The sequence below is a fragment of the Paenibacillus sp. B-A-8 genome, from assembly GCF_048572915.1.
Taxonomy (GTDB): domain Bacteria; phylum Bacillota; class Bacilli; order Paenibacillales; family Paenibacillaceae; genus Paenibacillus_AQ.
In genome coordinates this window covers 1,500,594-1,514,653 of record NZ_CP183882.1, presented here as the reverse complement: position 1 = coordinate 1,514,653, position 14,060 = coordinate 1,500,594, and the positions used below count along the sequence as shown (strand labels likewise).

Genomic DNA, 14,060 nt, shown 5'->3' with positions numbered 1-14,060 from the left:
TCCACCTCCTAGAATATGCGGTAATTGTTAAACTTGTAAGCTGCATAGTAAGTTGTTGATACCATAAATAAAGATATTATCGATTTAAAGAGACCCACTGCTGCCGCAGGTCCAAATTGTTGGCTGAACATCCCTAATCGATAGACAAATGTATCTATTATATCTGCGCCTGCATATACAGTCGGGTTATACATAATCAATATCTGCTCAAAACCTGCGTTAAGAATACCACCGAGACCTAATACACTAAGTAAAATAATAATCGGTGCTATACCTGGAAGCGTAATGTTAAGCATTTGCTTCCATTTCCCTGCACCATCTACCTCTGCCGCTTCATACAGCGTCGCATTAATTCCTGTGATGGCAGCAAGCAAGATGATCATATTGTAGCCCATGCCTTTCCAGACATCCGAGCCAATGATAATCCCCCTGAACCAACCATTATCAAGCATGAACATGATAGGTTCTAAGCCCATAGAGGAAATTAAGCCATTAATAGGTCCATTCAGAGAGAATAATTCAATAATGACACCCCCAAGGACGGTCCATGAAAGGAAGAACGGGAGGAAAATGGCGGATTGAATAAAACCTGCGAACCATTTCTTAGTAAGCTCATTTAATAATAAAGCTAGAATGAGCGGGACAAGCAGAGACAATACCATTTTGATGATGGCTATAACTAGCGTATTCCAAAGTACTTGCTTAAAATCCGGTAAATTAAATACATAACGGAAGTTATCTAATCCCACAAAATCGGATTTAAAAAAACCGGATAACGGCTCAAACTGTTGAAACGCCATAACCAGGCCGGCCATCGGTCCGTAGGCATAAATCAGTGTAACAATCACACCCGGTATTAACATGATATGAAGCGGAAATTCTTTCTTGAGTGATTTCATAGATGCCCTCCTCACCAACTTACTCATTTTAAAAACGGGAGGTGAGTCGTCTCACCCGACTCACCTCACCCGCTTTCTTGTTCCTATGATTTATTTCGTAGCTTCCGTGCTATACCATTCATTGACCTCATCGATAATTTCATTACCGCCAAGTGCCTTCCAGCTATCCACGAATTTATCGAAATCATCAAGAGAACCGCCCATGATAATCTTGGTAAAGGACTCTTGCATCAACTTATCCAGCTGACCACCCTTTTCCACTACTGTTGGTGTAGGAAGACCGTAAAACTCGTTGTATACAAATTGTTGATTTTCTTTAATTTGTCGTGTTAAGCCCCAACCACCGTCTTTTGCAGCCCGGCTATAATATTGACCCCAGTTTACACCTTTGGTAGCGTTAGATGTGTCGCCTGCTAGGAAGTCCTTAGTCGCTTTGAAAGTATCTGCAACGGTCTTATAATTTGCATCGTCTATTGTAATTTCAGTCTGATTAGCATCGAGCGCTTTGTTTACTTCCCTGTAAATCGTATCAATATCAACAGGGTTAGCAATCCGTGGGTTAAACCAGTTGTATACATAGCCATCTGCCGCTTTGTTCTTATCCTTGTATTTCTTATTACCAACTTCAATGTAGAAATTGAGCATCTTAATCGCTGCTTCTGGGTTCTTCATCTTTTTGTTCACAACGAAAATTTTATTGCTGCGGATTTTTGGAACAAGTGATTTAGCTGGACCATCAATCCCTGGAAGTTGAATTGCAATCCAATCCGCCTTTGGATCTTTGTCTACGTTGGAGTTAAGTGGCCAGTTCGGATACCACCACTCTCCGTAGGAAATACCCACTTTACCTGCAGTCAGATCTTCTACAGCCTTATTCTCATCCTTTAGTGCAAACTCTTTATCAATAATTCCATCTTTATACCATGCTTGTAGCTTACCAAGTGCAGTCTTCACTTCAGGCTGAATCAATCCCGGTAACAATTTGTCATCGCCGCCTTTAATCCAAGCCGATTGTTTATCACCAACGGAAGGATAAGCACCGAATCCATTAAAGAAACCTCTGACATCAAATCCCCAAAAGAAGAGATTCTTTTGCATGGCGATTCCATAGGTGTCATTCTTACCATTCTGATCTGGATCATTATGTGTGAATGCTTGTGCAACTTTCTCAAGCTCATCGATCGTCTTCGGTGCCTGTAAACCTAGATTATTAAGCCAATCTTGACGAACCCATAGCAACTGCGTGGATAAGAAGGGATCTTCAAATGCAGGAATACCTAATTGCTTACCATCCGCACTGAATGTTTTCATCGCGAATCCACCATCTGAGTCCATATAAGCCTTAAGAGCTGGTGACGCATATTGTGCATAAGCATCTGTCAGATCAGCAAGCATATCTTGCTTTTTAAGTTTCTCATAGTTCTTCTGATCAACTTCTATCACATCGGGTAGATCCCCCGATGCCATGGCAAGCGAGAACTTCTGCTCAAACTGGGCAGAGGGAACGGTCCATTTGTATTTCACTTCAATATTCATCATCTCTTTGAGATCTTTCAGGTAGGCATTTTGTTCCGGTGTTATTCCGCTTGGGGTTCTTGGATCTTCTGGTGGATTATATCCTAGTATTTCTGTAACAGTGACCGTTTCCGGATATTTCCCTAGTGGATCAGGTGCTGTGGCGCTGTCTGTCGCACTATTCGCAGTGTCTTCCTTAGGCGTAGTAGGTTCATTCGTATTTCCATTTCCTTGACTTCCACACGCTGACAATAATGAAAGAATCATCGTTACTGACAAAATCATTTTCCATGGTCCCATTTTTTTCATCTGAACGCTTCCCCCCTTTGTTTGCTGCAATTCTTGTTGTGAATCAGTGTTCCTAGTTATTATTTTAGTCACACGGGAAACCGCTTTCAATTTCACTTTTTTTACATCACTTTCACTTTATTTACTTATTTTGAATTTCGATATTCCTGTGGAGATAAACCCATTTTCCGTTTGAAGAATGTTGTAAAGTAGGATGGTGATTCAAAACCGACCCGGATGGCGATTTCATTTAATTTCAGAGTTGTATTCTTCATCAGCTGCAGAGCAACATGCAGCTTCGTCGACTGGATATACTCTAATAAATTTTGACCTGTCGTCTGTTTATAATAACGAGATAAATAGGACGGATTAAGATGCACCTCTGCAGCAATTGAGGTAAGCGATAAATCTCCAGATAGGTTCTCCTGCACAAATTGGTGAATTTGTTCGATGATTAGCGTCTTGAAATCTTCCTGCTCAATTCCTCCAGCTTTGTGCATCGTATCCTCAAGTTGACTTAGTTTCTCAAGGTCAAGGATAAGCATGTGCTGACCTAATAAAGCTCTCTTAAGAATCATAGAGCGCACTGCTTCAACTTGAAGATGGATCGATTCCCAATGGTTAAGTAAATCCCCCGATATTCCGAATGAAACGCAGACACTTAGCAGCTCATCACACTCATTCTGTACAGGTTCTAATATCCCTCTCATATAAGCAACGATTCCAGGCCAATTCACCCCTTGATCTGGATAGTTACTACGAAAGCGATTCAGCAACCCTTCATCCGGTTGAAGTAGCCATATGAATACACGATCATCATAAATCACTTCTTCACATGCAATAGATGCAGGCAGGTGATCATGGAAAATACGCTGAACAGACGGAGGCATTTTAAATTTAGGATCATCTAGTCGATCCAAGATACCCACAAGAAAGAACGAAGGACGATCTAATGCAATGCCGAACTCTACATCCTTGTAACGTGCATTATTGAGTATAGAAGTGATAGACTCCCCGCTCAGCACCCGCTCCATCAGCTCTCTCTTTAGGAAGGAACTAGCGATTTGATAGTGCATTTGTGCCTTCTCCATTTGAAGTCTACGACGGTTCTCCTCGTCTAGCTTGTCGACTGCTGCCTTCACAGCTTGGAAAATAGGTTCAATTCCTTCCGTTTTCAGAATGTAATTGTCCACATTCTTACGGATCGCTTCGTATACATAATCAAATTCACTGTATCCTGTAAGGAAAATCACTCGGCATAATGGCCAATAATAGACGATTTCGTCCACGAGCTGGAGACCATTCTTCTGAGGCATACGAATATCGCTAACCAAAATATCCAATTTCGTTTTCTTAGCAATTTCAAGAGCTTCGCTTGAGGAGTACGCTTTTCGTATATCCAGTTCAAATTCTGAGTTATCCTGAAACAGTTGGACTAATCCATTCACAATCACAGGCTCGTCATCTACGATTAGTAATCTATACATAATCACACTTCCTTACTCTCATATTTAACTATCAGTTCTACCTTCAATCCTCCGTATTTGCTGCGTGAGACAAACAAGCCACTATCTGGTCCGTACTTCAATTGGAGTCTATTATTAACGTTGATTAATCCCGTCTTCTCAACTTGTTTCAGACCCATCGCAAGTTTCTTCTGCAAGTACTCTATTTCCTCATCTTTTAAAAGATTGCCGTTATCTTCAACCGTGATAATTACTACTCCCTCTTCGCATTCGGCACCAATATAAACAACTCCGTGTCGAGAGTCGTCTTCGAAAGCATGCTCGAACACATTCTCAACAATCGGCTGAATAATCAGCCTCGGTACTAAAATCGCATTCGCCAAAACGGGTATTTCTTCATATTCGAAAGAAATACGATTCGAAAAGCGAATACACTGAATTTCACAATAATCAAGCGCATGCTGATACTCCTTAAAGAAAGGCACCTCGTCCGATCCACTTCTCGTGATGTATTGATAATAGCTCCCTAGCTTTTGTGAGAGCTCAGCCGCACTATCGGAATCTCCTACTTTACACATCATGTAAATATTAAAGAAGCTGTTATAGAGAAAATGCGGGTTAATCTGTGACTGCAATTGCTTCAACTGCGAATGCTGCAGGGCAATCTTCTGCTCATAATTCTCCTCAATAGAACACTTAAGTCTAGAAGCCATGCGATTAAAACTATTAAAAATATAGTAAAACTCATCTTTGGTCTTTGACTCGATGACTAAATCAAGATTATCCGTTTCTACCATACGGAATGTCTTAACCAATTTGGATAAGGGCCTATGAATCATTAGATTTACCGAATAAGAATAAAGTATCATTACCACAATAGCGATGACGAAAGAGGCGTATAGTAGTGTGTTAAATTGGCTTAAGGGCCTTGTGATTTCATTCTGATTCACGTACATAATCAAGGATAGATTCAAAGAACTGATAAAGTTATGGGCAATAAAGTAACTTTTACCGTTCACCTTGTTTATTTCTGGGATATCGGAATTAAACTGATCCTGTTTGGTGATGAGCTTAAGGACCTCAGTAGATACTAACTGATCGTCTGTAGTAGATAGAATATTGCCCAGCTCATTACTTCCCAGAAATACCTCCGATTCTTGATATAAGGTTGCGATTTGATTCAGTGCCTCCAATAGCTTTCCTTTTGAGATTTCAATGTAAGACCAAAGCTCCGCATTATCTCCTGTTTCTATAAGGAAAATCGCATCACCGCTCCGATAGAATGAAGGCTTCTGCTTAACGTTAAGTAACGAGGAAATTTTTTCGTACTCCATATTAGGAATAGGCGTGATCCCCGTCTTACCAGAAATCGTTTTGCCCAGAGACTTAACATATACCCCGGCGTTAACCACGTATTCACTTGAGGCAATGATCCGATTCAATAGATCTTCAGCATTACCGATTAATTCTACCTCTTCATACTTTTCTAAACTTTCGCCTCGAAAACTAAGCTTCTGTATGTTTTTATCTTCTTGAAATTGTAATTGTTGATTGCGGATGAAATATATCTCTTTATCCAGTTGCTTGGAATAGAATGACGCCCCAGCCAGGGATGAGTCCAAAATCGTATTTTTGGTGAATGACATCCCCTTATAATTCACCCAAATATTCATCGATATGAGCGGAATCAAAAAGACGATAAAAACGATGACAACTTTCTGATAGACGAACCATTTTACTTTTCCCGTAGCCAGCAGCTTCATTCTCTACCTCCGTATCTACTCATTTTGAGCCCTTAAAGCTATAAAAAAGACCCGTAAAGTAGTCCTTTCCTCAAGGGAGGATTTTACGGGTAATGACTATTCTTTTAATTATAGATAGACTATCATCATGTCATGCTAAGAAGACTTTCATCCCATCATAGGAAATGATGAAATTCTCCTCTGCTGTATTCTTAACTAAAGTATCGTGCAACTCTGCGCTGTAATGAGAGAAATGAGTGAGAATAAATGATGTACTAGTATCACAGCTTTTTTGTTCAAGCAAACGTTCTCTTACAATCCGACATCCGGAGATCCCCATATGATAATCATATCTATCTTCTAGCCCATAATTACAATCTAGACTAACAACGTCCAGGTGTTTATCACGGAGATAATTGAAGGTTGCATCACTGAATACACCACTATCATTGCCGTATAAGAATCTTGTGTTATTCTGCTCAAGTAAATAGATAAAGCTATGTTCATCCGGCTTGTGATGGGCTGGCAATGCGGTTACTGTCACTTCTCCTAAAGTGAAGGGCATGAAAGGCAGTATGATATGAAACTCGTAAAAAGGATCTTCAATCGTATCGGTTCCATAATCATAGCGCAGAGCTGACTTCATCGTTTCTTCTACCGTTTCATTTCCATAAATATGTAGTTTTTTTCCACTCTCCTGCAGCTGACAATACCAATGTTCATGCCTCATCATGAGCTCTGCTGCTGCAAAATGATCAGTATGCGAATGCGTAACAATCAAATGATTAACTTTCCCCAAATCCAATTTGTAACGAAGCTTATTCATATACATGTCAGGTGAGAAATCCAGCAGCAAATCAGAGTTAATAAGCGCTCCTGTACGAGCGCGAATATTCTTGCCACCAAGCTCCATCGCCATAGAGCAACGTTCACATTGACAAAATAAAGCTGGATAACCCTCACTTGCTCCAGTTCCTAAATACATAAATTCCATGGTATCATCTCCCAGCGCATTTTATGATAGCGCTTACTATTTAGTGAAAAAAGATATAAGCTAAATAGTGTCGCTGGCGCTACATTACGAATAATGAGCGAAAATCCCATTTTCGTCAAGGTTCACTTTGTTGGGAGTTAGGTAAGTAAGTGAAGAAGGTTATGAAGCGAGCAGCCATAGACCAAAAATAAAGAGTAAGGCTCCTCCAATAAGAGGAGGAGCCTTACTCCGTTGACATTTATACTATGGGAGTTGAGTGCCGCCTGTCTTCGCCCGCACCCTTGTCATTACGATGTATTAATTACTTCGTTTAAATCTTCGAGTTAACACAAATCCCACAAGAACTAGACTTCCACCTACTAAGTAAATAGGTAGCGCACTGTCTTCTCCCGTTTTCGGGAGCTGAGTTGGTTTATTGCTGTTATCCCCTGGTTCTTTCACTGTACCTGTCGGTACTTCCTCAACATCAATCTCAATCTCGATCTCTTCTTCATTTCCATTCTCATCTGTCACAATGATCGTGAACTTGTCTTTTCCAACGTAACCTGGATCTGGTGTATAAATCCACTTGCCGTCTTTAGTAATTGTTACCTTACCATGATCGGGCTTATCACCGATACTTGGCACGCCCCCAAGTGGGATTTCGCCTTCAAGCGGAATGTCCTCATCAGTTGTCAGATTCTGCACAGGTGGTGTTACCTGCGGAACAATAGGCGTACTAGTTGCCACCGGTGTGACTGTTGGCGCTGCTGTTGGTGTCACAGTTGGCATTGCCACCACAGGTGTTGCTGATGGAGTAGCAGTAACGATTGCTCCCGGTATTGACGTCGGGGTCGACACAGGGAAAATTGGATTGTCTGGCGTCGACGTCGGTGTTACTGTCGACACAGGTGTTTCCGTCGGCGTTGGTGTTACTGTTGGTGTTGATGTTGGTGTTACTGGTGATGTCGGTGTTGTTGTCGACGTCGGTGTTGTTGTCGACGTCGGTGTTGTTGTCGGCGTCGGTGTTGTTGTCGGCGTCGGTGTTACCGTCGGCGTTGCTGTCGGCTTCGGGATTTTATTGGTTATTGTTAACTTATAACCTGCCGTTGTATTAATATCCACTTCATGTGGTGTTGGATCAAGAATATAACCAACTGGTGCTTCTGTTTCAATTAATACATATTTACCACCTGGCAGCTTGGTAAATTCAAGTATCCCATTTATATCCGTTGTTCCTTCCTTAATCCAGATCTTGTCCTTATCAATGACACGATAGAGATCAAAGACAGCGCCACTTAGCATCTTAGCATTATCCTTATCATCTACCTTAGTAATCGTTAATGGACCTCTTACACCGCTTCCTGTACCGGAACCGCTAGAGAGCTTAACTGTAATATCCTCAGTAGATTCATGTGGAATGACCTTGATGTTCTTACCATCAAATTTAACCTTGTTTGTAACTTTATCATTATGATTTGCGGTGATCAGAGAGTCATATTTTAGAATGTAAGCCTCTGAAATATCTTTTAGGAAACTAAGCTTAAAGCTTTCCTTTCCATCGATATCCGTAGTAATCTCCAGCTTGTAGTCCGTATCTCTAATCAATTCTTGAGAAGTTTCTTTTACAGTTCCATCACTTAAGACTGTCGTTTTAAAGACATGGAATGTATTAGACAAGAGCATTTGATTATCACTCGGAATATCCGTAATTACAGCCTCTGTTACAAAAGATTGGTTACGGTTGATATTAATTACCCAATTAATCTTATTGCCATTCTGTGATCCAGTTTTATTAACGTATTCCCCACCTTGAGGGACATTAACCGAAGCTTCCAGCTTTGCAGACTCTTTTGTATTACCGTCATATAGAATAGCTGTATTGGTAATTTTACTTAAATCAATCGCTTGATCAACAAACATAGTTTTGAAAGTGACATAGAACGCGTAAGTAATGGCTTTGTTAAATGTTACCTTCAGTTCACTGCCAATCACCTTTGCTTCATAATCATTGGAATCCACATTGGCTCCCGGAGTTGGATCTCCATTCTTTCCATACCCCCATTTGTAAACTTTTACAGAATCCTTAACAACAACTTGGCCAGCCGGAATGGAATCAATCAGTTCGGCGTTCTTTAACGTTTTCTGATTATAATTGGCGCCAACGTTCCAAGTAATTTCCTTCGTTTGAGCATTGTAAGAACCACTCTTTTTACCGTTGTTCTTTACCTCGGCTCTAGGATCAAAGGTAGCGGTAACTTCTTTTTTCTTCGGCTTACCATTCTCATCCCATTTAAGTGCGGCTGTATTGGAGAACTTATCCGTATTAGGAGCCAACCAATCATAATTAAAGCTTGTTGTATAAGTAATTGTGTAAGGTTCGGATATCGGATCATTAAAAGTAATTACAAACCCATCAGTAATTGCAACTGGATTACTCTCATTGTAAACAACGCTATGAACGGTCGCAGTTCCACCTTTTGTCGGCTTAACCTTTAAAGTATTTGGAACAAGCTTTAGTCCGGCATTACCGAAAGTATCCGTAACCACCAGATTATCCATAGTCACACTATCGTCGTTAATTTGGATGGTCCAATCAACTGTTTTATTGGCATAGTTAACATTACTATAATTTTTATGAAGAATATGCTGCTTGATATAATTTGAAGCGGGTTCAGTCTTTCCGTCATAAGTAACCTTGTTTGTAATCGTAGTATCATCATGAACTCTGTCATTTGCCTTTGTTTGATATTCAATTCTGTAGGCCGAATGAATATCATTGTTAAATTTCAGGTCAAAACCTTTTAAACCTGTCGCAGTTGTTGGGGTTATCGTATATTCGCTTGAATCAAGCGCTACTGCCCCCTTAACTCCTTGTCCATTTCCGTCGATAGTAACAGGATAGACCTTAACAGAACTAAGGATTAGATCTTGTGTATTGTTGAACAAATCATTCAATACAGCTTTTGCAGCTGTAATTGGTTTTTCATTGTAATTGAAATTTACAGCCCAGGAAATTATCTGAGTCGCTTCATCGTATCCTGTAGATACTTTAGACAACGGTTTACCGCGCCCTACTGGAACTGTAGCATCGTCTTTCTTAGATATTCCGTCACCCGTTAAGATAGCCTCATTCTTAAATGTTGTTGCATCTACACCAGCACCGATAATATCTGTTGAAAATCCAATCCGGTACGCCTTAGTAATTGGCTTGTCATTAAATTTCAGATTAAGCTCTCCAGAAGTGGAAGCTGTCACATCATACTTACTGTTATTCACCAAACTTCCAAGACTTGCAGTCCCATCGACATTCACATCAAGCTCATAAACAGCTATAGATACTGTATTTAGTGACAATTCTGCAGGAAGCTTGTCCGTAACCACCGCATTGTTAATACTGTCTAGTGACTTATTTACATCAACAGTCCATGCGATGCTAGTTGGATTATAATACTGCGGCTTAGGCACACCATTTTTTTCTATCGAAGAACTGTCTTTGGGCTTAAGATTAAGTTCAATGATCTGAGTACCACCCTGTATCGGGAATGTTAGCGTCTGATTTGTGGAGCCTGTAATTTTCTTAGAACTCAAAAGCGATCTTACTGTAAAGGTCCCCCCTACTTGATAGTGGGATTCGATATAATCGTTAAATGTGAATACAACTTTGTTCGTATTTTTGTCGACTGTATAAGTTCCAATAATTTCATCATCAAACATTAGATTATCATTTAGATCGTTATAAAGTTCAAATTGTGTAGGAAGATCAAAGGTAAAGGTTGATCCATCCTCATATTGATGTCCATCAGGAAGTGCCCATGTATAATTCAATTCCGTGTTGGAGTCAAGCTCATATACACTTCCAGTCACCGTACTAGTGTATTTGTCATCGGTGTATACAGCCAGCGTTACACTAGTAATGAGATTATCTCCAATCACAGTGCCGTTTCCACTCGCATATGCTGGCGTATTAAACCCGGAGCCAAAGCTATAAGCCCATTGCGTCACAAGTAATAATACTATGAGCCATGCGCTTATTTTCTTTTTTGATAACATTATTAAAAGCCTCCTTTTCAATTCGTTCATTGTGCTTTTCAAAAGCTCTATCTTTGGATCCAGTACTCTTATGCTCTGTATTTACCTCCTTGAACTTTTCTCCTTCTACAAATTGCCATGCTTACATCTATTGTAAATAGTGCATCTATACATAATCTGAACAGATTACTGTATCAGTCTTTTTCATCCCTTTTTATTCCAAATAAAAAAGCAGGGATATGCGAGTAACTCGCTTATCCCTGCGTATCAATAAATACTCATTTGGACCTTAATTGTAAGGATAGTCAACTTAGAAGAAAGTTAATATAAAAATGTACCTATTAAAGACTAGCGTGATCACGTTTGGTGTAAGTTTTACGTTTCTCCAAAAGCTTGTTCAGCGCATCAATATACGCGCGAGCACTTGCCTCTAGAATATCGGTACTAAGTCCACGTCCCTGTGCAGCAACTTCACCCTGCGACAGTACTACATGAACCTCACCTTGTGCATCTTTACCACGTGAGACGGATTTAATGGAATAGTCCCCAAGGGTAACTTCCTCACCCGTAGCTTTGTCAATTGCGTTGTAGATAGCATCTACTGAACCATTACCTTCGGCAACCGCAACAATTGGCTGCTCTTCCGGACCATTAATAATAACCTTGGCGGTTGGAACAGCTTCATTACCGTAAGTTACGTAAATCGTCTGAAGTCTGAATACTTCTGGCGTATCAATTAACTTCTCTTCAATTAATGCCAAAATATCTTCATCAGACACTTCTTTTTTCTTATCGGCCAAATCCTTAAACCTTGAAAAAGCTGTATTAAGCTCTTCTTCCGATAAATCATATCCTAGATCACTTAACTTATCACGGAAAGCATGGCGTCCAGAGTGCTTACCAAGTACCAGTTTGCTCTCTTTAAGACCAATGGTCTCCGGTGTCATGATCTCATAAGTCGTTTTCTCTTTCAGCATCCCATCCTGGTGAATACCCGATTCATGAGCAAATGCGTTAGCTCCTACAATTGCTTTATTCCCTGGGACCACCATACCGGTGAGCTTGCTGACCAAACGACTTGTGCGAGAAATTTCGGACAACGTTAACGAAGTTTTAGCGCCAAAAAATTCAGCACGTGTCTCCAGTGCCAATGCTACTTCTTCAATCGCTGTGTTTCCAGCACGTTCACCGATACCATTAATCGTTCCTTCGATCTGATCGGCACCATTCTGAATCGCTGCGAGCGTATTTGCCGTAGCCATGCCAAGATCGTTATGACAATGAGCACTAAGCTGTACACGTTCAATATCAGGTACATTTTCTTTTAAATATTTAAAAATAGCTCCGTACTCTGAAGGATTCAGATAACCCACAGTATCCGGAATGTTAACAACATTAGCACCTTCTCGGATAGCCATTCCGACCATTTCAGCCATGAATTCATACTCCGTACGACCTGCGTCTTCTAATGAAAACTCAAGCTTAGGGAAATATTTCTTGGCATATCGGATAGCGGATTGTGCAGTTTCCAGCACCTGAGCTTTATCCATCCGGAGTTTATGCTGGCGGTGAATAGGAGATGTAGCTAGAAAAATATGAATGCAAGGGTCCTGTGCCCCCTGCAGCGCTTCTTTTACAGCGTCGATATCTGTCTCTCTAGAACGCGAAAGACCGATTACCGTGACGTTCTTTACAGCTCTTGCTACCGCATTTACTGAAGCCAGGTCACCTGGTGAAGCAGCAGGAAAGCCCGCTTCCATGCGGTCAATCCCCAGCTTTTCCAGCTGGTAGGCGATCTCTACTTTCTCACGCGTGTTAAGGTTCACACCCGGCGACTGCTCTCCGTCTCGCAGCGTCGTATCGAACACATAAATTTTCCGCATGCAAAGCACCTCCCAAAGATTGTGCTAAAACCCTCAAATGCGGCTCGTATAGTCACGGCCGCATTTGAATGGTCACACTATTTAATCATAAGTATATATGATTACTTCTTAATCCAGTGCATCATTTCACGCAATTGGCTACCTACAACTTCTACTGGGTGAGCAGCTTCGTTGCGGCGAGTAGCTGTAAGGAAAGCACGTCCGGATTGGTTCTCAAGGATGAAGTCGCGAGCGAATTTACCTTCTTGGATATCCGTCAGAACAGCTTTCATTGCTTTTTTAGTATCTTCAGTTACAATGCGTGGTCCAGTTACATAGTCACCGTATTCCGCAGTGTTACTGATGGAATCGCGCATGCTGGACAATCCGCCTTCATATACCATGTCAACGATCAGTTTCAGCTCGTGCAGACATTCGAAGTAAGCCATTTCAGGAGCATATCCAGCTTCTGTCAAAGTTTCGAATCCAGCTTTGATCAGTGCGGAAACACCACCGCAAAGCACTGCTTGTTCGCCGAACAAGTCGGTTTCGGTTTCTTCGCGGAAAGAAGTTTCGATAACTCCTGCACGTGTACAACCAATACCTTTTGCATATGCAAGACCGATTTCTTTCGCTTTACCTGTTGCATCTTGTTCGATAGCAATCAAGCCAGGAACGCCGAAGCCCTCAACATAAGTACGACGAACCATGTGACCTGGAGATTTTGGTGCTACCAGCAACACGTCCGCATCTTTAGGAGCAACGATTTGTCCAAAGTGTACGTTAAAGCCGTGGGAGAACATCAGAGCCGCACCTTTTTTAAGGTTTGGTTCCACTTCGTTTTTATATACGGATGCTTGAGTTTCATCTGGCATCAGAATTTGCACAACATCTGCACGGGATACTGCTTCAGCTACTGGCAATACTTCAAAACCGTCATTTTTTGCAGTTTCGAAAGATTTACCTTCACGAAGACCGATGACAACTTGTAGACCACTGTCACGAAGATTCTGTGCTTGGGCATGTCCTTGGCTACCGTACCCGATTACCGCAATTGTCTTTCCTTTTAATACACTAAGTTCTGCATCCTGTTCATAGTACGTTGTAACTGCCATTGTCAATATCCTCCTTTAATTTGAGACCCATCATAAAGAGCGGGTGCTTCAAGAGAACTGGATTCATATCCTATCAAGCTCCTCTTCAAGCTCCCGCTCTTTAGCGGGAAGTTCATTCATATCATATCAGATTAATGCAATCAAGCAGTAATCCGTTAAAGTCGCAAA

The 14,060-nt window shown here is 41.1% G+C and carries 8 protein-coding genes; all 8 read right to left on the bottom strand.

Translation table 11 applies throughout. The features are described 5' to 3' along the window. Positions 1 to 8: 8 nt before the first annotated feature. Entirely contained in the window at positions 9 to 899 is an 891-nt protein-coding gene (locus tag ACN6MV_RS06835) for an ABC transporter permease (protein ID WP_341111043.1), read from the bottom strand. 90 nt (positions 900 to 989) lie between these two features. Beyond that, positions 990 to 2,723, bottom strand: coding sequence for an extracellular solute-binding protein (locus tag ACN6MV_RS06830; RefSeq protein ID WP_375105103.1), 1,734 nt, complete (start codon positions 2,721 to 2,723; stop codon positions 990 to 992). 125 nt (positions 2,724 to 2,848) lie between these two features. Next, positions 2,849 to 4,189 (bottom strand): response regulator transcription factor, encoded by a 1,341-nt coding sequence (locus ACN6MV_RS06825; protein ID WP_419885979.1) that lies wholly within the window; start codon positions 4,187 to 4,189, stop codon positions 2,849 to 2,851. A gap of 2 nt (positions 4,190 to 4,191) precedes the next feature. Then, complete coding sequence (locus ACN6MV_RS06820; protein WP_419885978.1) at positions 4,192 to 5,931, bottom strand: sensor histidine kinase; 1,740 nt, start codon at positions 5,929 to 5,931, stop codon at positions 4,192 to 4,194. A gap of 130 nt (positions 5,932 to 6,061) precedes the next feature. Further along, positions 6,062 to 6,904, bottom strand: a complete 843-nt coding sequence (locus ACN6MV_RS06815; RefSeq protein WP_419885977.1) for an MBL fold metallo-hydrolase — start codon at positions 6,902 to 6,904, stop codon at positions 6,062 to 6,064. A 297-nt stretch (positions 6,905 to 7,201) separates the two neighbouring features. Continuing rightward, the gene (locus tag ACN6MV_RS06810) at positions 7,202 to 10,936 is read right to left on the bottom strand and encodes a collagen binding domain-containing protein (RefSeq protein ID WP_419885976.1); all 3,735 of its coding nucleotides are present in this window, start codon (positions 10,934 to 10,936) and stop codon (positions 7,202 to 7,204) included. A gap of 320 nt (positions 10,937 to 11,256) precedes the next feature. Beyond that, the gene (locus ACN6MV_RS06805; protein ID WP_341111031.1) at positions 11,257 to 12,798 is read right to left on the bottom strand and encodes a 2-isopropylmalate synthase; all 1,542 of its coding nucleotides are present in this window, start codon (positions 12,796 to 12,798) and stop codon (positions 11,257 to 11,259) included. 101 nt (positions 12,799 to 12,899) lie between these two features. Continuing rightward, positions 12,900 to 13,892, bottom strand: a complete 993-nt coding sequence (ilvC, locus tag ACN6MV_RS06800; protein WP_036679485.1) for a ketol-acid reductoisomerase — start codon at positions 13,890 to 13,892, stop codon at positions 12,900 to 12,902. Positions 13,893 to 14,060 lie beyond the last annotated feature (168 nt).

Bases quoted from the DNA above. Each gene is read 5' to 3' on its own strand.
- ACN6MV_RS06805 (WP_341111031.1), bottom strand. From the start codon at position 12,798: ATGCGGAAAATTTATGTGTTCGATACGACGCTGCGAGACGGAGAGCAG.
- ACN6MV_RS06815 (WP_419885977.1), bottom strand. From the start codon at position 6,904: ATGGAATTTATGTATTTAGGAACTGGAGCAAGTGAGGGTTATCCAGCT.
- ACN6MV_RS06810 (WP_419885976.1), bottom strand. From the start codon at position 10,936: ATGTTATCAAAAAAGAAAATAAGCGCATGGCTCATAGTATTATTACTT.
- ACN6MV_RS06835 (WP_341111043.1), bottom strand. From the start codon at position 899: ATGAAATCACTCAAGAAAGAATTTCCGCTTCATATCATGTTAATACCG.
- ACN6MV_RS06830 (WP_375105103.1), bottom strand. From the start codon at position 2,723: ATGAAAAAAATGGGACCATGGAAAATGATTTTGTCAGTAACGATGATT.
- ilvC (WP_036679485.1), bottom strand. From the start codon at position 13,892: ATGGCAGTTACAACGTACTATGAACAGGATGCAGAACTTAGTGTATTA.
- ACN6MV_RS06820 (WP_419885978.1), bottom strand. From the start codon at position 5,931: ATGAAGCTGCTGGCTACGGGAAAAGTAAAATGGTTCGTCTATCAGAAA.
- ACN6MV_RS06825 (WP_419885979.1), bottom strand. From the start codon at position 4,189: ATGTATAGATTACTAATCGTAGATGACGAGCCTGTGATTGTGAATGGA.